The following is a 19,507-nucleotide window of genomic DNA, read 5'->3' as shown; positions in this document are numbered from 1 at the left end:
AGCTAAAGCTGACTAGAACTCTATCATACCAAAAACTACCCCCATTTGTGAAAATGGAAGATTTTAAGAACGAAAGGGGTTTCAGGATTATGGACCCAAATCCTTCTTTTTACCCCCGGCCCATCGGGGTTCCTTATTCAACGTCGAGCCCTCAGGCACGTCGCGCTTCCATGGATACCAGTATGACGCTGGTGCCCGACACCGACCAAGACTCGGCCTATTTTCGTGCTTTAGAGAACGCTGGCATTCACCTGAACCGCCCGCAGATCCAGGCCGTCCGCCACGGCAAAGGCCCCCTTCTGACCCTTGCAGGGGCTGGCTGTGGCAAAACCACAGTGCTGGCTGCCCGCGCAGGCTACCTGATGGCGATGCGGGATGTCCCAGCATCGTCCATTCTGCTGGTGACCTTCACCAGCAAGGCAGCTGCCGAAATGAAACTGCGCATCGCGGGATTGCCCGGTGTGCGCCCTGCCGCTGCACGTGCAGTTCAGGCACGCACGTTTCACTCATTCGCTTTGGCGATGCTGCGTCATCGCGGCGTGCAAGATGAAGTGTTCGGTGAAACGCAGGCCCAGCATACCGTCATGAAAATGATGCTGCGGCAGCTTGGGCTCAGCGAGGCTTTCCAGCCGGAAAGCCTGCTGTCTGCCCTCTCCGCCTGGAAAGCGGAAGGCCGCAGCGCGGACGAGCTGCCGGAAACTGTGCGCGAGGAATCGGATGCCAAGCGTGCCATGCTCGCTTATGAAGCGTGGAAACAGGAGCGCAATAAAATGGATTTTGACGATATTCTGCTGCGTGCATCCGAACTACTGCGTGACCCGGATGTGCTTCAGCCGCTTCAGCGACGTTTTTCACATATCATGGTCGATGAATTTCAGGATACGAATGCCCTACAATATGAGATGGTGCAGCGGTTGGCTGCCCGACATCGCAATCTGATGGTTGTGGGGGATGATGATCAGACGATCTATACCTTTAATGGGGCACGCCAGGAATCCATTCTGGAGTTTGACAAGGTCTATAAGGATGCAAAGGTCATTACTCTGGATATTAATTATCGCAGCGATGCGCGGATTTTAGGGCTGGGCTCTAACATTGTCGCCAAAAATGTTCATCGACGCTCCAAACGTCTTTCGGCTGCCGGGCGTGAAGGCTTGCCACCGCAGTTTGCCACCCCATCCGGACCTGAGGAGGAAGCGGGGCATATTGTTACCCATCTACTCGGGCAGGTAGAGGAAGGTCGGCTGCGCTACCGGGATATCGCTATTTTGCACCGGACAGCCAGTGGAAGCCGATCTATTTTTGAGCAATTAATTATGCGGGATGTCCCATTTATTCAGTACGGAGCAGGGGCTGTATTTTACGATCAGTCTCTGATTCGTCCCTTAATGGATCACCTGCGCTTGTCGCTAAATCCCCGGCGTATGGAATCCATTCCGAGCACCCTTGGGCCGCTGTACGTCTCCCGTGAGGCGGGTATGGAATGGATTATGCGCGAGGAGAAACAGCAGGCTAAAAAATACCCGCTGATTCATCTCAGCCGCTGGGATCGACTACGTGATTTTCAGCGTGAACAAGTGAAAGAGCGTATTCGTCTGATTCGCAGTCTCACTACCATGAAACCTGCCTATGCCATTCAAGAAATGCGGCGCGTCTTTTATGACAAATATTTGGAAAGTGGAGATACGGGCGCATGGACTCATTATAAGGAAACGATGCAAGAAAGTCTGGAGGAGCTCGAAACGGCAGCCAAGCGGTTTGACACCGTGGAGGCATTCGTCAGCTTTGCGGACGAGCTTTCCGAACGTCATCGCCAAATGGAATCGCTGCGCAGAGAAGAAGACAGCGATGCTGTTCGGCTCATGACGATCCACCGTGCCAAGGGATTGGAATTCCCTTGCGTATATTGGATCGGAGCCAGCGAAGGCATTCTGCCGCACAGCTCGGCGCTGCACAGCGAGCTGCCGGAGGATCGGCGGGCAGGCGCCGCCCCAACTACGGCTGTGGATAACGATGCAGCGCTTGAAGAAGAGCGCCGCCTCGCTTACGTGGCCGTCACCCGGGCGAAAGAGTTGCTGTACATCACCTCCCCCGCCTCTAATCATGGCAAGCCTGCCGCCGTGTCACGCTTCCTGCTGGAAGCCTATGGGGTCACCCCTGAGGCTTCCAAGCCAGAAACACGCCGCAGTAGCTTCGGCCAAGCGAAGGGTGCTTCCGGGTATGGCAGCCGTGCTGGCGCTGGATCGCCAGCGTCTGGCACAGCGACCCGCGTGAGCAGCAGGCCGGGACCAGGCAGCGCTACGGCACGGACAACCTCGTCGGTGGCAGGATCTCAAGCGGAGCCACGCATCAACGTGCCTGTGTGGAAATGCTCCGACGGTGCCTGCAAAGCGTGGATGCGGCGCGACACAACAAGCGGACGCCGTACAAGCACGGCTAGCACAGGCACGCCGCCAGTGTGCCCGCTCTGCGCCTCCCCAATGACAGAGGGGACACGCAGCATCCCAGCCAGATAGGTATAAGGTGTATAGCTGGTATGGAGAATTGTGCAGACCTATAATGAATCAAATAAGCTTTGGACAGACCAAATAAAAGAAAGAGCTGCAGGCTAGGACGTGAAAAATAAAGTCCTAGTCTGCAGCTTTCTGTTTCAACTCGCTATTGAACGTTCGTTTTCCGTTAGTTCAATGCCTTGCTCTTTGTGATCATCCAATAGGTGTTCCATTAGGTAGTTTGATATCTGGTTTCAATAGAACCACATCCCCCTTTTCGGGTATTCCTCCAAGAACCAATACCTCTGAGTTAAAGCCTGCTATCCGTCGAGGTGGAAAGTTGACTACACCTATTATTTGTTCCCCTATAATATCTTCAGCCACATATCTTTCTGTAATTTGCGCACTCGAAGTTTTTACACCGATATCTTGTCCAAAATCAATTTCAAGTTTAATAGCAGGTACTTTTGCTTCTGCAAAAAACTCAGCTTTAATGATGGTTCCAACTCGAATATCTAGTTTCAAAAAATCATCAATCGTTGCCATCTAAACATTCTCCTCATTGATTGTTTTCTTAAATTTCACGATAATCAGTTACAAATTTAATATTTTGCAACTGTATACTTTAATGATTTTGTCCAAAAATACATCCCCATACCGAATAAAGTCATCATTCCACCTATGAATTGAAATGCAGAGATTATTTCTCCCAAGAATAAGTAGGCGAGAATTATGGCAAGAACAGGCTCTCCAATAATACCAACTGAGACCGTAGTTGCACCCATTGATTTCAACAACAGATTGAAAATATATTGTCCAAAAATAGTTGGGATTACTGCAAGTAACAAGAAATACATCCAATCCGACGAGTCATATTTAATCAAGGAATAATGGTTCAACATATTGTAGACCAGCATGACGCTGCCACCAATAAAAAAAACAATAACACTATATAAATTCGCATTTATTTTGTGACTTACTTTCTGTCCTGCCAACATATATGCTGAAACCAAAATTGTTCCTAATAAAGATAATCCATCTCCGATTAATGCCTCTCTCGAAATCCCTATGTCTCCCCAAGCTATAATGATTGAGCCGATAAGAGCGGCGATCAAACAAAGAATGGTCAATAGGTTGGCTCGTTCTCTGAACATAAAGTATGAACCCATCATTACAAATAAAGGCTGTAAGGATAAGATGACCATGGAGCTCGCAACTGAGGTATGTACTAAAGATTCCATCCAGAATAAGAAATGTAACCCGAGAAAAAGACCGGCTATGAAAACGGTAATCCAATCTTTTTTGTTCATTTCTAAGGTACGGAACATTTTCCAAGGTACAAAAGGAAGCATTATTAGTACTGACATATACAATCTGTACATCCCAGCCACAGAGGTTGGAGTATCTGAGGATTTGATCATGATGGATGAGATAGAAACAGACAGTATACTGATTAAAAGCAAAATATACGGATGAAACGGTAACGACGATTGATTTATTTTCACATGTACGCCTCCAAGAGGTCTTATCCAATCGCCTGTGCACAGGATTGTAATGATAAGCCGAAGATCTGGTATAATAATATCACCACTTTTATTTATTTTGTGTAACTATATCTTTAATTTATATAGAAATATCGTCATCAGAAAGGACCTCGCTAAAATGGAAAAACAATTGCATGAGACCATTCTATATCCCGATGTTTCATTTCCATACATCATGTACACCCATACTATTCATGCAAGTAGTCCTGAAGGTAGAGGATTCAACGATTTACATTGGCATGAGGAGCTACAAATCACTTTGGTTACCAAAGGGAAGCTAGTGATACAAGTTAACGGGATTGATCATGAATTAGAAACAGGCCAGGCCATTTTAATTAATAAAGGTGTTCTTCACGTTACTACACACCTTACACATAACGGCCAATATGTCAGTTTTAATTTCCCGGAGAAGCTGCTGGCCTTTTATGCAGATAGTGCGATGGAAAAAAACTATGTACTGCCTTATACCAACTCTCTCTTATTGTCATTAGTAATCAAAGGAGATGTTGAATGGCAAATTCAAATACTGCAAATGCTTTGGGATATGAAAGAGAAATTTGATATGAAAAAAAACTGGGGGTGGGAATATGAGGTTTCTATTAAAACAGTACAATTATGGTTCATCATAATTTCTAACATTTCGCTTTCTTCGGAGGAAGCACCTAAATACATGAAACTGCAACAGGAAAGACTTCAATTGATGCTCAGCTTTATCCATCAAAACTATTCAGACAATATAACACTGCAAGAAATTGCCGAAGTAGCACATTTAAGTATTTCGGAATGCACTCGTAGTTTTAAGAGAACCATTCATATGACACCTTACGACTACTTAATTAAGTACCGTATCAAGAAAAGCAGCGAGTTATTAATTTCAACAGATTCTACAATAACTGAAATAGCCCACAGGGTGGGGTTCAATCATGTAAATCACTTCATTCAATCTTTTAAAAAACATCACGAAAGAACACCTAAAGATTTCCGGAAATTTAGAAATGAAATCAAGGATTAAGGGCTATTTCTTTTCTGGTTGCGTGATACCGCTCTAATACCAACAGTCACCTATATTCCGTTGTACTTCTCAATCGGCGCGCGAATGCGGCCTAATTCGTCAATCAATAGATAGCTTAAAATCAACAATAGTTTGCTCAGCCGTGGTCTCATAGCCTAAACCCTCGTAAAGATGTACAGCGGCTTGGTTCTCCTTCAGTACCCCTAGGTAAATATCTGATGAAAGTGATCTGCCCAGTTTTGTAAGTTGGCTCGTCAAGTGCTTTGCTAGGCCTTTCCCTCTGTGGGTAGGGCTTGTGTATATGTTTCCGATCTCAACGAGCTTAGAGTCATAAAAGTGGAAGCCGCCCACGGCAATAAAATGACCACATTCCTTTATCCCAAGGAAAGGATATTGTTCGAGTTCGCTTCTCGTAAAAAATTTCATGCCTCCATTTCGTAATAAATCCACTATATCTGAAAGGTCATTTTCCTTAACTAGCTCAGCCCAGTTTGAATCGAGCAGTTTCGATTGATCTATATGCTTCATTGTTAAAAAACGTTGTGGGTTACCCGTTATAAGACCATGAGATTGAAAAAGTTGAAGGTCACGATTACAGAGGATTGTACCACAAACAGTATTTTTCTTAAGTTGAATGATTTCCTCAGTAAAAGTAATAAGAGCTGGAAAGTTAAGTTTCTCGCGATTTATGCAATGGAAAGAAAATGCAGGGAATGATAGCCCCCAAAAGTATGCTAAGACCGCCGTCAGCTTGTCGTCTACATATTGACCAACAAATTTAGCTTGCTCCTTACGTTGACTTAAATAGCTATAGAATAACAAGTGTTGGTCTCTATTAATCTGGTCAGTTAATTGACTAATTGTTTCGTAGGTAAGCAATCGATGAAAAATCATTTATTAGTCCCTTTCATTACACATACTTTTCCTATGCGTGGAATACCTACTGGCATGATACCACAAATTGAAACTATTCTTCCCGCTTATCCCATATAGCCTTAAAAAATATTGGGTTATACATTTCAATAAATATAAATTGTTTGCCGCCGGAGTATAAAAATCCATAATTTAAGGATGATTTTTCCCGAAATTCATTGTATGGTTCCTGCCTCGCGTCTAATTTATGATGAAATTAAAGAGAGGTGAGGCACTGAAAAAATTAATGACAAGTATTGAAAACGCATACAAAAGAAGAAGGAATGCTTGTGAACGGCACTAACCGATTTTAGCCAATGTGGCAATATCTGTTGGGGAATCATCTGTCATCAATTACTTCAAAGTACCTAATGTGTACGCGTAAATGAAAGCGTTTTCTGCCCTAACGTTGCAGATCAGTCAAGACGGTAACATCTAATTCAAGGAGTGAGTCATATGCCAGATCCGTGGAAAAGAAGACTTTTCGGTATTTTCAGTTTTGTTCTCTTATCTCTTTTGTTGGTATCTCTCGATTTAATTCCAAGCTTAGCAAAAGCAGAATCAGCTCACTTGGTCACTGACGGTAGCCCCTCTTCTACGGTCGTCAGCTCCAAAGATGCAATCCTTCAAGGTTACGGCGTAGAAAAACGGGATACTCCCTATACCGGCGATACACTTTATAAAGGCGATGGCTATGTATCCTTCTTTTATGACTATGACCCAAACTCCGGAAAGTCTGACGGGACGGCTACGTTTAAAGTGAATGTGCCGACAGCAGGCCTATATAAGCTGAGCCTCGGTTACTACATTCCGGCGGACACCGGCTCCAAGGATACCAGCTTCGAGGTCAATGGTACAATGGCTGAAAGCATAACGCTGGTTCCCCCTCCGGGAGGTGCGGTTGTGAACGAGAAGTCGGTAAGCAAGATCATGCTGAATGCCGGCACGAACGAGGTTACTTTTTCAAGAGGCTGGGGATATTACGGGATCGAATACGTGAAGGTTGAATTCGCCAGTCTGCCTGCAGTGTCCCCCCCGAAACTGCATCAGATTGAGAAAAAGCTGGTAAACCCGAATGCAACTGTGGAAACCAAGGCACTCATGGGTTATCTCGTGGATGTTTACGGGAACAAAATTCTTTCCGGTCAGCACACTCTTGAGGATGCCCAGTGGATTAAAGACCAAACTGGAAAGTATCCTGCGATGTTGTCAACGGACATGATGGATTACTCCCCCTCTCGCGTCGAGCGTGGTACCACCCCAACTGAGGTGGACAAGGCGATCCAATGGGCCAAAGAAGGTGGAATTGTCACGCTCGTATGGCATTGGAATGCCCCTAAGGGGCTGCATGACATTCCAGGGAAAGAATGGTATCGTGGATTTTACACCGAGGCTACTACATTCGACGTTCAATATGCACTTAATCATCCCGAATCGGATGAATATCAGCTTATCCTGCGGGACATCGATGCCATTGCCGTTCAGTTGAAACGCCTCCAAGACGCTCACGTTCCGGTGCTGTGGAGACCGCTGCACGAGGCGGAAGGCAGATGGTTTTGGTGGGGCGCCCAAGGGCCAGAATCCGCCAAGCAGCTGTACCGTATCATGTATGACCGCCTAACACACTACCATCACCTGAACAACCTGATCTGGGTATGGAACTCCGAAAATCCCGAATGGTACCCAGGGGACGATGTCGTCGATATTGTAAGTGTGGATATCTACAACCCGGCAGCTAATTACGGTCCAAGTATCGGTAAGTATGACAACTTGGTGGATCTCGTACAAGACAAGAAACTGGTCGCCCTATCCGAAAACGGTCCGATTGGCGATCCGGAATTGCTTCAAGCGTATTCAGCCCATTGGCTCTTTTTCAGCACGTGGACGGGCGACTTCATCCGCAACGGACAGTATAACTCTCTGGACCATCTCATAAAAGTGTTCAACAGCGATTACGTAATCACGAGGGATGAGCTTCCTCAAGACCTATTTGCTTCCTATAAAAATGAAATGAAGTAACGAAGAAGCCTGCCCCAAACAAACAGCGGTCACCCTATTTTTTTAGAGGTGGCCGCTGTTTGTATCTCAAATCCTTTTTCGCTCGCTAGCCTTTCGGACTGCGTGCTTAAAAAAGGACCGTCTCCTCTCCGGTAGGAAGTGGAAACAGTCCCGTTCTTTTATGCCAAACGAATTAGTTAGTAGACCACAGCTTAATCCGATCTTGAATATGCTTCGTAAAGGATTGTTCCATTTCTTGTACTCCGGCTTTCTCCAGTTCTGCCATATAGGCATCCCAAACCTTATCGAAGTTTTCTGGCTTGGTCATGACCGCTTCCGGAATTCGTTTCCATGTAATATCCTTCATCTTGGCTCCGAGAATAACAGCCGGATCGTCATTGGGAAGAGACATTGTATATGCTGCTCCGTATGCTCTCGGCTGGAATTCTTCTTCCTTCGGAAATAGATCTTTCCAGTGTTCGATCTTATAGGCCTTCAGAACTTCCTTCTCCGACTCGTTGTAAGTCGCTGTCAACAGTTCTGGATAACTACGAGTGAAATAGTTGCCAGTTGAGTCTTCGATGCCATCACCATAATGGACCGACAAGTTCCAATATAGACCGATTCCAGACTCTTTTTGGAAAGCCGCATTGTCATTGTTTATCCGTTCAAGTACAGCCGGAGTAATCGTCCGTTTGCCGTCTTTCATCGTGTAATGCTTTCCTTCAATTCCCCAGTTATTCAGGACTTGCCCCTCTTCCGATGCTAGAAAGTCGAGAAACTGAATAGCTCGTACCGGATCCTTGCACTTGCTAGAGATTGAGATTCCGTACCCCCCATCAAAGCCAGGAAGCCAAAAGTTGGTATCCTTGTACTCCTTGCCCATGGTGACTGGATAATGACCGTAAGTCTGATCGAATTTGCCTTCCGCCTTCAGCGCATTTTGTCCGTCGCCATAGTCCCATTCTGGATCGGCCAGACCCAGTACGCGGCCTGAAGCCACTTTCGCCTTAAACTGGTCAGTCTTCTGCACAAAGCTTTCCGGATCAAGCAATCCAATGGCATTCATGTGATTCAACCAGCGAAAATATTCTTTTTCTTCCGGTCGGCGGAAATGATAAGTCGCTTGGTGTGTTTTTTGATCGATGTAGTATTCGCCATCGTCTGGTCCCCCAGTTGTTTGGAATCCTGAGTTCGTTACCTGGTACATATGCCAATCGTCCGCATTTAGGGACAGTCCGATATTTTTGTTGCCATTTTCATCCGTCGGATGCTTGGTTAGATAGTCCTTAATGACTTTTTCGAAATCCTGTACCGTACGAATGTCTGGGTATCCCGCTTCCTTGACGACACGGTGCTGGAGTTTAAATCCTACGTCGGGTTTGATTTTTTTCTCTTCGACAGCAGACCAAGTCGGAATCACATAGATGGATGGGTCGTCCAAACTGTACTTCGTCCGGACAAGTTTGTCTCCCAGCATTTTTTTGATGTTTGGTGCATGCTTGTCGATCAAATCCGTCAGATCAATGATTGCGCCAGCATCCACAAGTTTGCCGACATCCGCCTTAGCAGCGATTAGATCAGGATAGTTTCCTGTAGCTGCAATCAACGAAATCTTTTGTACCGGGTCGCCGACAGCGAATTCAGCATCTAGGGTTACTCCGGTTTTTTCAGCGATGACCTTACCAACTTCATCCCTCATGTTATTCCAATTTGTGCTGGAGTCTTCCGAAAAATAAGTAAGCGTGATGTCACCTGTTGTTACGGCCTTGGTAGCCTCAGACGGATTATTACCGCTACACCCTGCAAGGGTCGCCACTAAAGTCAGTGACATTACAAAAGATACGACCATTCTATTTTTTCTTGACTTCATGGAGCGAAACCTCCCTGTATAATGAATGTTTACTGCTTCGTTTTAGCTCTTTACCGCTCCAAGTGTCATACCCTTAACAAAATATTTTTGTAGAAAAGGATAGACGATAAGAATCGGCACTGTAACAATGATGGTGATTGCCATTTTGACCGATTCCGGGGATACTTGTGCCATACGCTCAGCCATATTAGCAGCATCCTGGGAATTGGTTGCGCTCGTTGTAGTACTCTGCAAAATTTTCATTAATTCATATTGCAGGGTCGTCAACGATTCGTTAGACCCATTAAACAAATAAGTATCGAACCAAGAGTTCCATTGCCCTACTGCCAAGAAGAGCGCCACGGTCGCTAATGCTGGTTTGCAAAGAGGAAGAATAACGCGCCAGTATATCGTGAAATCGTTGGCACCATCCAGCTTAGCTGATTCTTGTAACGCATAAGGCAGACCATCAATGAAGGAACGAATAATGAAGACATTAAACGCACTTACAAGGCCGGGTAAAATATAGACGGCAAATGTATCAATTAAATGCAATTCCTTCATCAAGATAAAACCTGGGATTAATCCCCCGGAAACATACATGGTGACGGCAAGAAAGATTGAGATGAACCTTCGAGCTTGAAAATCACTTCGTGCAAGCGTATACGCAAGCATCGAACCGCTGGCCAAGCCCGCTACGGTGCCAATGACGGTCCGCAGAAAGGATATCTTGAATCCAGTGATTAACCCCTCATAGGTGAAAATCAAATCGTAATTCTTCAACGTAAATTGCCTTGGCCAGATGGTGATTCCCCCTCTAATGGTATCTACCGAATCATTAAAAGAGATAGCCAGTACATTTAAGAACGGATAGATTGTTAGAACGGTTACCACAATCATGAAAAGATAAACAACGACTTCTAAGATTCGATCTTGTGGTGATTTCGCCTTAAGCCAGTTGTTTAATCGACCGACTGGCGTACTGCTTTTGACAGCCTCCATGTCCTTCATCCTCCTTACATAATACTCTCGTTGGTATAGCGCTTAAAGACTCCGTTAGCCGCAAACAATAAGATCAGGCTTATCACCGAATTAAAGATATTAATGGCCGTTCCGAAAGAGTAACGTCCCATCGCCAAACCATAATTAAGCGCATACAAATCAAGTACTTCAGAGTAATCAATGACCAGGTGATTGCCCAGCAAAAATTGTTTCTCGAATCCCGTACCGAGCAAATGACCAATCGACATAATCAGGAGAATGATAATGGTTGGCCGGATCCCTGGCAGCGTGATATGCCACATTTGCCGGAATCGGCTAGCGCCGTCGACCCGCGCAGCCTCGTATAATTCAGGACCAATACCGGCGATGGCAGCCAGATAAATAATGGCGTTCCAACCTGTTTCCTTCCAGATGTCTCCGAAGGTTACAACCCACCAAAATAATTTACCTTGGGCCATAAACTGGATCGGCTGTTCGATGATGCCTAGACCCATGAACATATCGTTCACGACACCGCCATCCGCTGAAAGCATTTTGGTGACAATGCCTGCCGCCACCACCCATGAAACAAAGTGCGGCAGATAAGATACCGTCTGAACAAATCGTTTTATAACCTGGATACGAACCTCGTTGAGCAGTAAAGCAAAGACAACCGGCACGATAAAACCGGCGATCAGTCCCATAAGACTCATAGCCAGCGTGTTCCGCAGCACTTGGTAGAAATGATCATCTCGGAACAAAGTACGAAAATGCTCCAAGCCCACCCACTTTTGTTCAAAAAAGCTCAAACCGGGTTTATATTTTTGAAAGGCCATTGTCCAGCCCCATAGCGGCAAATACTGGAAGACAAAAACCCAAATAACAAACGGAATGGACATGTAGTAAAGATACCTCTGGCTTTTAAATACCTTCCAAGCATTCCTCTCCGTCTTTTTGTATGCCTTTTCCGAAACCACTGTTACCGCTTTCATTTTTTTCATCCCCTCTCTTAAAATCCATCATAAAACAGAGAGGAGTCCGGGCCCATACAACGGATTTCGGGGAAAATCATACACAAATTATGGATTTCTATATTCCGACGGTGAACGGCCTTCGTACCTTTTGAATTTGCTGTAAAAGTAGTTGACGCTTGTATAGCCCACACTTTCAGCAACTTCGTATACTTTCATTCCCTGGCCCAGCAGCTCCTTGGCCTTTTGGATGCGGACTCGGTCCAGATATGTGTTGAAGTACTCCCCAGTCTTGTTCTTGAAAAGCTGGCCTAAATAGGCGGTACTGTAGTTTAGTAGTCCAGCTAGCGTTTCCAGCTTCAGATTGTCCGCATAATGCCTGTGAATGAAGTCGATCATTTTTTTGAATTCCTGCTCCTTTCCACGGTGTTCGGAGTCTTTTCCCAATGCTAGTAGGAAACGGTGGGTCTCTTCCAAAAGATCATCTAGGTGATCATGCTGGTATATCCCATTCAAGAAACGGGAAACTGCCTCCGTCTCTTTCAACTCAATACAGAAACCCGCGGTCAACTTGTGAATGACTGCATTGGACAGAAAGAAGAAGGACTCTTTAACAGATTTCTCATCTTGCCCCTGCTTGAGAAAAAATGCTGCCGCCTCTTTCAACAACGGTAGTACTATAGCCTGGTTTCCTACCTCCAGACTGTAATACAAGCGGAAGATGAATTCCTCCATCATTTCTTCGGCTTTATCGACGGACAATTGGGGGGAATCCAGCGAAGGCGAAAAGAGAGGATACGGATCTATCAGTCGGTTCTTCTCGCTGAAAAAAGCTTGTTTTACTGCTTTCTGGGCCTTAAAAAAAGATTTGCAGATATCTTCGGGAACAGACACTCCCCCTCCGGTTGCAGCAACGAACCGGATATTACCCGCGGCATTACGAATCTCGTTATACAGACTTTCACGTCGTTTCCTTCCGCGCAGCGGCTCGTTGAGCAGAAGAACCGTATAGGGGGGAATCACAGTTACAAGCCCCATCATCCGCCCTTCTATCTTTGGTTTTAACTCAATCGAAAGCCGATTTACCACATCGGCACGATCCACTTCAGAATCACGCGGGTAGACGACTACGACTTCATAGCTGGTCCACAACAAATCCGCTTCTTTTGCCTTACTTCTCAATTTGGCGGGATCCTCAGTTTTCTCTTGCGGGACGAGCAGGTTATGCAAGCAGAAATCACGATTCATAATCTCCCTCTCACGCCACTCTCCCTGAAGTCGCTCCTCTTCAATCCGCTCGCGTATCCGCTTTAAGTTGGCCGACATTTCAGCAACGTCCACCGGTTTAAGGAGATAGCCGACAACTCCGTATTTGATCGCTTGTTTGGCATACTCGAAGTCGGCATATCCACTGAGAATCATAAAATGCAAATGATGACCGTCAGATGTCAAGTGCTCAATCAACTGTAAACCATCCATAACCGGCATGCGGATATCGACAATTACGACCTCGGGAGTTTTTTCCTCAATAACTTTCAATGCTTCTTTTCCATTGGCTGCCGCAGCAATAACGGTAAATCCGAGACTTTCCCATGGAATCAACGTTTGAAGGCCTTGACGAAGCTTCGGTTCATCATCAACGATCACTACCTTAATCATTTGGATTCCCTCCAGGAATGAAAAACTGAATACAAGTGCCTTTCCCAGGCTCGCTCTCGATCCTTAAGGCACTAGAAGCCCCATACAGTAAGACGAGACGATCGTTTACGTTTCGCAATCCAATCCGCTGGACCTCCTGTTCGTGTAGGGATGCAGCAAGCTCTTCCCGTACAAGAGCGAGACGATCGGCCGTGAAACCAGCCCCGTTATCACGTACCATAACTCGGACCCTCTCCAGGATTTCCTTTACTTTCACTTCGATGACAGCTCCTTCTGCGCGGTTATCCAGGCCATGCACAATAGAATTCTCCACCAAAGGTTGAATAATCAACGGCGGGACCAACATCTCCTCCAAATTCGGATCAACCGTTAAACGATAATTCAAACGGTCTTCATATCGGAACTTTTGAAGATCAAGATAACAGCTAACCCGCTCAAGTTCTTTGCGTAGCGGAATCTTATCATTACCGGCCTCCAGACTGCTGCGAAGCAACGTACTCAGCTGCCATACTGCCTCAGCAATATCCTCCTGTTTGCGAATGTGGGCCTCCATTCTGATAGACTCCAACGAATTGAAGAGAAAGTGCGGGTTAATCTGGCTGGCCAGCATTTTAAATTTGATCTCGTTTTGTCTTTGCTCTACGAGATTTTTCTGACGATTCGTTTCTTGGACCTCCTGCACCAAATTGTTCACGCTGCTGACGAGCGCGTTAAATTGCCTTGATAGTATACCGACTTCATCTTTTCCATCGATATGGAGAAATGTTTCCCATGAGCCCGCGCCAACTTTGGTCATATGTTTGCTCAAGCGGAGAAGCCTTCTGGATAATAGCGAAGCAGAAGCATAGATAAGTAAGACTGCAAATATCAGGCTGGCTGTGATCACGATCCCGCCAAGCCATATCACTTGATTGGCATCGCGGGTGATCTCTGAAACGGAAAAGATGGAAATGACGTGAAGTCCGTTCCAGCTGTTCTGTGGAATTAGATTTGCAATAACCACTTTTGATGCTTTTCCGTTGATGAACGTGTTGTAACTTCCTTCCTGATTGAAAAGTATATTTTCGTCGGCATGAAATTCAGAAAGATTCTTCCCGAACAACTTTGCTTCATTAGACGCGACGATCTGATTCTGGTTATCTACGATCAAGGTAGGGAACGATTCCTGCTCTAGGATTGAATTTAATTGGCGCTTGTTTACATTCATGACCAGAACTCCTTTTCGCCCTAGTGAATCCACTGAGAATGAACGAATTAGACTGAGATAATCGGAACCGTCCCTCTCATCCTTGATTAAATCCCATCCGGCCAAGCCTTTCTGCTCTATAGCCTCCTTGTACCAATCTGCGGTTGTGATCGTATCGTCAGGCTGGATAAATTCCCAATTGTTAAGCGCTCCTGGATTAGCGACATAGACACGGATACCGGATATCTCTTTGTATAACTGGAGGTAGTCACGAATATCCGTATACCCCCGGTATGCCTGAATGACTTCGAGGTAGCTGTTATACTTTTGGCTGGCCACCCTCTTCATCCGATTTTCATTGGTTAGCCGGTACGAGATGTCCAGCGGCACTTTAATCAGTTCTTCTGTACGATTTTGTACCCTTTCAACATTGTTGGATACTTGCATAAAGGCGTCCTTAATGACAATCTCTCGAAGCTTCCCGGTCAGAAACAGACCGCATAACAGCAAGGGAAGAACGGCTACCGAAATGAATGTAAGCGTCATTTTCTTCCTCAGTTTCATGTCATTCATCATTCGTATAAAAAACAAGGCTTCCCCCTCTCCGATCAGTACGGCTGCTACGTGCAAAATGCCCCTTTTCATACAAAAAGGGGCATCACTTAATCAATTGTTTTTTCTCTTTTGGCAGTTTACTGTTGTACTGATCCTTTAAGCCTTGCCGGACCTTATTGCCCGGAGCCTGAACCATCCACTTTCATAGTCTTTCTGTCTGTAGATAAGAGGGAGCCCCAACTTCATAAGCCTATCCCCCCCATTGATAGACTTTTCTCCGCTATTTCCTAACTGAACTTCGTATTCGAGTTCTGGATTTAGTCCGTCAAGACGCAGGACTCGTAAGGGTGCGTTCGGAACAGACATCACTTGAAAATAGTAGACGATGGCATCCTCTTTGTCTTCGGAGACAAACATCCAAGCCGACTCGTTATTTTCAAATGGACTCTTTAGGCGATACAAGTCGCCCTTCTGTACTAAACCACGAATCTGCTTGTAAGCTGTGACTTGGCGCTTGACCGTCTCTTTTTCCTCATCGGTGAATTTCGTAAGATCAAGCTCATATCCGAAATTTCCGGACATGGCGACATCACCTCGGAAATCAAGGGGCGTTATCCGTCCAACTTGATGGTTCGGAACTGCCGACACATGCGCTCCGATTGCGCTTACAGGATAGACAAGGCTAGTTCCATATTGAATCTTCAGGCGTTCCACCGCATCGGTATTATCACTAGTCCAGACTTGAGGCATGTAGTAAAGCATTCCTGGATCAAAGCGTCCTCCGCCACTTGAACAGCTCTCGAAAAGAATATGTGGAAATTCGGTGGTGATGCGCTCCAACAGCTCATACAATCCAAGAACATAGCGATGAGCAGTCTCGGATTGTCGTTCCGGCGGCAGAGCAGCGGAACCGATTTCCGTCAGACAGCGGTTCATATCCCATTTCACATAAGAGACTGGCACGCTGGAGAAAATGGCCGAAAGCGAATCGTAGATGAAATCGCGCACTTCCTTGCGAGTATAGTCCAACACCAGCTGCCATCTGGCTTCGCTGCGCCTCCGTCCCGGAACGTGAAGACACCAGTCCGGATGCTTCCGGTACAACTCGCTGTCTGGAGAGATCATCTCTGGCTCAAACCAAAGCCCGAATTTAAGCCCCAGCCGATTGATACGGTTCGCGACATCCGCAAGTCCGTCTGGCAGCTTCCGACGATCCTCGTACCAATCGCCGAGAGACGAATTGTCGGAATCCCGTTTTCCGAACCAACCGTCATCTAAGACAAATAGTTCGATGCCTAGCTCAGCCCCCTCTTTCGCTATCGATACCAACTTATCTGCATTGAAGTCAAAATAGGTAGCTTCCCAGTTATTGACCAGAATAGGTCGTTCTTCGTCCCGATATTTCCCTCGGCAAAGTCGGGTCCGATACAAGCGATGATACGTCCGCGACATATCTCCCAGTCCCTGACCGGAGTAAACCATAACTACTTCTGGCGTTTGGAAACTCTCCTCTGGGCTCAGTAACCACGAAAAGTCAAAGGAGTTCACGCCGATGCTAAACCGTGTAGAGCCAAATGCATCTATTTCCGCTCCCGCCTCAAAGCCCCCGCTGTAGACGAGGCTAAAGCCGAATGCCTCACCATAGCATTCCGTTGTCTCCCGAGTGACCAATGCTGTAAAAGGATTGAGTTGATGGCTGCTCATGCCCCTTTTACTATCAATTCGGGTTTCACCTTGAAGAATCGGTTTGCGGGTAATATTTCCCTCCCGACCCCATGCTCCCGAAAGATACATGAACTCTAAATCGCTTTTACCCGAAAAATCGACACAAGCACTTAGAGCACGGAGAAGTCGAAGATTCTTTTCTCCCGCATTACTCAAACGAGCCGAACGAGCGATTACGTTTCGATCTGCGAAGACGGTGTAAAGAAGAACCACTTTAAGGCCTGAAAAGTCATCTTTTAACTCCAGTTCCAACGTATCCGCTTCGTCTTCATTCTCGATATATACGGCCGGAAGCCCGGTTAATGATGGCTTTCCCTTCATGATCCGGTAACTATCGTATTTTAACTCCGTGATACGAGTTCCATCCTCAAGTTCTACTTGATACGCAGGGTTACGGAAGTCTCCGCTCCCATACTGCGGGTATTCTTGCGGCAACCGATCCAATCCAGCCGTCGCAGGAGTGTGAAGCAATAGATCGGCCATTGATTCACGGTGCTTCAGCCTGCCCCCCCAATATACATGTACAGGAAATCCATCCACAATCTGAATAATATAACTCATGTCCGATGACTGCAGATGAAACAGCCCCGTTTGCTCTTGAACAATGATACCCATTGGAAAAATAACCCCTCCCTCTAGATAATCCCCCTCGGTAATCCGCACCTAAAAAGGTGCATAGAAGAACCTTTTTGTAAAAGCCATCTACTAAGTACACATGGTGTAAAGCTTGATAAGCTCCTCATATTATCGCAATAGGGTCTACAGAAATGATATATTAAACTAAGATATGAAGTACATGGCATGATACTCACTATTCATGTTATAATGCTTGATAATTTACATAAGGAGATTTGCCGTGATAGAATATTTGCCACGCAGTAAGCAGCACTCTGAATTGTATCTAACTCAGTTTGGCATAGAGAAATGTATATCAGGGCACTTTTTTGGACCTGCGATAAGAGATCACTATCTGGTCCATTATATTTTGGACGGAGAAGGTACCTTCGAGGTCGGTGGGTCCAGTTATCGCTTGCGGAAAGGTCAGTGGTTTCTGATCTGCCCCCAGGTCATCACTTATTATCAAGCCGATGAAGTGAATCCTTGGTCTTATTGCTGGTTTGGTTTTAACGGGGCACTGGCAGAAACGCTCCTCAAGCAAGCAGGCCTAACGATGACGCATCCAATCCTCTACTTTGAAGGAGACCATTTGATTTATCAGTATTTGCAGCGAATGAACGAATCAAGTGGGTGCCATAAAGCTCGGGAAACCAGACTGACCGGTCTGCTTTGCTTAATGTTATCGGAGCTTATAGAGTTCGGTCCGGTAACACCTCCTGAACAAAAGGAAAGCCGGGCGGAAATTTACGTGGAAAAAGTGAAGGATTTTATCGAAATGAATTATGCTCAGAAGATTACCATTGAGCACATTGCAAATTTTATCGGACTCAATCGAAGCTATTTATGTTCGTTATTCAAACAACAAGTGAACACAAGCATTCAGGATTATTTGGTTCGCTATAGGATCAACAAAGCATGTGAATTGATGAGAAACGCTGAACTTTCGATCGGTGATATTTCCCGTTCGGTCGGCTATAATGACCCTTTACTCTTCTCAAAAATTTTTAAAAAGGTAAAGGGATTCTCCCCCAAACACTATCGAACCGAAACCCATGCTCAAACTCAAGCCGACTACTAACAAAAGAGGTCAACCCGAAAAACTGGCTGACCTCATAAGTTTATTTTGTAGTTTGTCCTTCCAAATAAGAAACCGGCTCTTTAACCTCTACTTTGGTGCCACCAAATTCATCTTTAATGTATTTTTGGGTATCCTCGTTATGATAGAGATCCGCTAACTTTTGCAGCCCTTTGTCATTCGCCTTATCAGATGAAGTCACCAGAACGTTAATATTATTTTTGGTTGCCTGACTGATTTCCTCATGGAACAAGGAATCTTTTAGTACATTCAGGCCCCCTTCTAAAGCAATCGTATTCCCAATCAGCACCAAGCCTACATCTTGAATCACTCGTGGGCCTGTTTTGTCATCAATGAGTTCAAATTTCAGGTTTTTAGGATTGCTAGTAATATCATTGACTGTACCCAAGGCATCATTAAAGTCAGCCTTAAGCTTAATCAAACCGGAGGCTTCCAATAACTTTAAGCCTCTTGCCGTATTGGCCGGATTATCTGCCAAAGCTACCAGAGCTCCGTCGGTCACTTCATCGATACTTTTGAATTTTTGCGAATAAATCCCCATAGGCTCCAGATAGGTTGTGGCTATCGCCTTCAGATCGGCTTTGCTCTCTTTGTTATAGCTAACCAGGTACGCCCACGATTGGAATGCATTCACGTCCACTTCGCCTTCTTTGGTCGCATTGTTCGTTTCGATTCCGCCGTTAATTTCTTTCACTTCAATGTCCAGCTTGGCATCCTTGGCGGCCTGGGACTGGGCAATATGCTTCCATATCTGGGCGTCAGAGCCCATGGAGCCGATGACTACTTTTTGCGTTTCCGAACCGGAAGCGGCGCTGGAGCCATTGCTGTCTGAACTTTTATTACCGCATCCTGCGGCAACCAATAATAAACTAATCCCTAATAGTAAAACGAACGATTTTCTCATGT

14 protein-coding genes are annotated in these 19,507 nt (G+C 45.7%); 4 read left to right on the top strand and 10 right to left on the bottom strand.

The genetic code is table 11. From position 1 onward, the window contains the following. The first annotated feature begins 89 nt into the window (after window positions 1-89). Window positions 90-2,516: a UvrD-helicase domain-containing protein gene (locus tag NSQ68_RS02830; protein ID WP_342427898.1), complete on the top strand. Its 2,427-nt coding sequence runs from the start codon at window positions 90-92 to the stop codon at window positions 2,514-2,516. Between the two features lie 189 nt (window positions 2,517-2,705). Here NSQ68_RS02830 and csaA read toward each other — a convergent pair whose 3' ends face one another. Continuing rightward, window positions 2,706-3,038, bottom strand: coding sequence for a chaperone CsaA (csaA, locus tag NSQ68_RS02825; RefSeq protein WP_342427897.1), 333 nt, complete (start codon window positions 3,036-3,038; stop codon window positions 2,706-2,708). Between the two features lie 56 nt (window positions 3,039-3,094). After that, complete coding sequence (locus tag NSQ68_RS02820; RefSeq protein WP_342427896.1) at window positions 3,095-3,997, bottom strand: DMT family transporter; 903 nt, start codon at window positions 3,995-3,997, stop codon at window positions 3,095-3,097. 157 nt (window positions 3,998-4,154) lie between these two features. Here NSQ68_RS02820 and NSQ68_RS02815 point away from each other — a divergent pair, with 157 nt between their 5' ends. Then, a complete protein-coding gene (locus tag NSQ68_RS02815) occupies window positions 4,155-5,048 on the top strand; it encodes an AraC family transcriptional regulator (RefSeq protein ID WP_342427895.1) in 894 nt (297 codons plus the stop codon). 99 nt (window positions 5,049-5,147) lie between these two features. Here the strand turns inward: NSQ68_RS02815 and NSQ68_RS02810 are convergent, their stop codons facing one another. Next, window positions 5,148-5,942, bottom strand: a complete 795-nt coding sequence (locus tag NSQ68_RS02810) for a GNAT family N-acetyltransferase (protein ID WP_342427894.1) — start codon at window positions 5,940-5,942, stop codon at window positions 5,148-5,150. A gap of 474 nt (window positions 5,943-6,416) precedes the next feature. On the opposite strand from NSQ68_RS02810, the gene NSQ68_RS02805 reads away from it, so the two are divergent. Next, a complete protein-coding gene (locus NSQ68_RS02805; RefSeq protein ID WP_342427893.1) occupies window positions 6,417-7,979 on the top strand; it encodes a glycosyl hydrolase in 1,563 nt (520 codons plus the stop codon). A gap of 172 nt (window positions 7,980-8,151) precedes the next feature. Here the strand turns inward: NSQ68_RS02805 and NSQ68_RS02800 are convergent, their stop codons facing one another. From NSQ68_RS02800 to NSQ68_RS02775, 6 genes are all read right to left on the bottom strand, one after another. Beyond that, window positions 8,152-9,831: an ABC transporter substrate-binding protein gene (locus NSQ68_RS02800; protein WP_342427892.1), complete on the bottom strand. Its 1,680-nt coding sequence runs from the start codon at window positions 9,829-9,831 to the stop codon at window positions 8,152-8,154. A gap of 42 nt (window positions 9,832-9,873) precedes the next feature. After that, on the bottom strand, window positions 9,874-10,812 hold the full coding sequence (locus NSQ68_RS02795) for a carbohydrate ABC transporter permease (protein WP_029515959.1): 939 nt from the start codon (window positions 10,810-10,812) through the stop codon (window positions 9,874-9,876). Between the two features lie 14 nt (window positions 10,813-10,826). Beyond that, entirely contained in the window at window positions 10,827-11,783 is a 957-nt protein-coding gene (locus tag NSQ68_RS02790) for a sugar ABC transporter permease (RefSeq protein WP_342427891.1), read from the bottom strand. An 87-nt stretch (window positions 11,784-11,870) separates the two neighbouring features. Beyond that, entirely contained in the window at window positions 11,871-13,421 is a 1,551-nt protein-coding gene (locus tag NSQ68_RS02785) for a response regulator transcription factor (protein ID WP_342427890.1), read from the bottom strand. After that, window positions 13,414-15,198 carry a sensor histidine kinase gene (locus tag NSQ68_RS02780; protein ID WP_342429052.1) on the bottom strand — a complete coding sequence of 595 codons (1,785 nt, stop codon included), beginning with the start codon at window positions 15,196-15,198 and terminating at the stop codon, window positions 13,414-13,416. The genes NSQ68_RS02785 and NSQ68_RS02780 overlap by 8 nt, the downstream gene beginning before the upstream one ends. 120 nt (window positions 15,199-15,318) lie before the next feature. Then, window positions 15,319-17,502: an alpha-galactosidase gene (locus NSQ68_RS02775; protein ID WP_342427889.1), complete on the bottom strand. Its 2,184-nt coding sequence runs from the start codon at window positions 17,500-17,502 to the stop codon at window positions 15,319-15,321. 241 nt (window positions 17,503-17,743) lie between these two features. Here NSQ68_RS02775 and NSQ68_RS02770 point away from each other — a divergent pair, with 241 nt between their 5' ends. After that, entirely contained in the window at window positions 17,744-18,583 is an 840-nt protein-coding gene (locus NSQ68_RS02770) for an AraC family transcriptional regulator (protein ID WP_342427888.1), read from the top strand. A 40-nt stretch (window positions 18,584-18,623) separates the two neighbouring features. On the opposite strand, the gene NSQ68_RS02765 is transcribed toward NSQ68_RS02770, so the two are convergent. After that, on the bottom strand, window positions 18,624-19,505 hold the full coding sequence (locus tag NSQ68_RS02765; protein ID WP_250273227.1) for a MetQ/NlpA family ABC transporter substrate-binding protein: 882 nt from the start codon (window positions 19,503-19,505) through the stop codon (window positions 18,624-18,626). Window positions 19,506-19,507: the final 2 nt, after the last annotated feature.

The organism is Paenibacillus sp. FSL L8-0158 (assembly GCF_038592965.1).
Lineage (GTDB): Bacteria > Bacillota > Bacilli > Paenibacillales > Paenibacillaceae > Paenibacillus > Paenibacillus polymyxa_D.
Note: the sequence above shows the minus strand (reverse complement) of the source record. Positions and strands in the feature narration are given on the sequence as shown.

What these genes read in the sequence shown, in the direction of transcription:
- NSQ68_RS02830 (WP_342427898.1), top strand. Translation starts at nt 90, where the DNA reads ATGGACCCAAATCCTTCTTTTTACCCCCGGCCCATCGGGGTTCCTTAT.
- csaA (WP_342427897.1), bottom strand. Translation starts at nt 3,038, where the DNA reads ATGGCAACGATTGATGATTTTTTGAAACTAGATATTCGAGTTGGAACC.
- NSQ68_RS02815 (WP_342427895.1), top strand. Translation starts at nt 4,155, where the DNA reads ATGGAAAAACAATTGCATGAGACCATTCTATATCCCGATGTTTCATTT.
- NSQ68_RS02810 (WP_342427894.1), bottom strand. Translation starts at nt 5,942, where the DNA reads ATGATTTTTCATCGATTGCTTACCTACGAAACAATTAGTCAATTAACT.
- NSQ68_RS02805 (WP_342427893.1), top strand. Translation starts at nt 6,417, where the DNA reads ATGCCAGATCCGTGGAAAAGAAGACTTTTCGGTATTTTCAGTTTTGTT.
- NSQ68_RS02800 (WP_342427892.1), bottom strand. Translation starts at nt 9,831, where the DNA reads ATGAAGTCAAGAAAAAATAGAATGGTCGTATCTTTTGTAATGTCACTG.
- NSQ68_RS02795 (WP_029515959.1), bottom strand. Translation starts at nt 10,812, where the DNA reads ATGGAGGCTGTCAAAAGCAGTACGCCAGTCGGTCGATTAAACAACTGG.
- NSQ68_RS02790 (WP_342427891.1), bottom strand. Translation starts at nt 11,783, where the DNA reads ATGAAAGCGGTAACAGTGGTTTCGGAAAAGGCATACAAAAAGACGGAG.
- NSQ68_RS02785 (WP_342427890.1), bottom strand. Translation starts at nt 13,421, where the DNA reads ATGATTAAGGTAGTGATCGTTGATGATGAACCGAAGCTTCGTCAAGGC.
- NSQ68_RS02775 (WP_342427889.1), bottom strand. Translation starts at nt 17,502, where the DNA reads ATGGGTATCATTGTTCAAGAGCAAACGGGGCTGTTTCATCTGCAGTCA.
- NSQ68_RS02765 (WP_250273227.1), bottom strand. Translation starts at nt 19,505, where the DNA reads ATGAGAAAATCGTTCGTTTTACTATTAGGGATTAGTTTATTATTGGTT.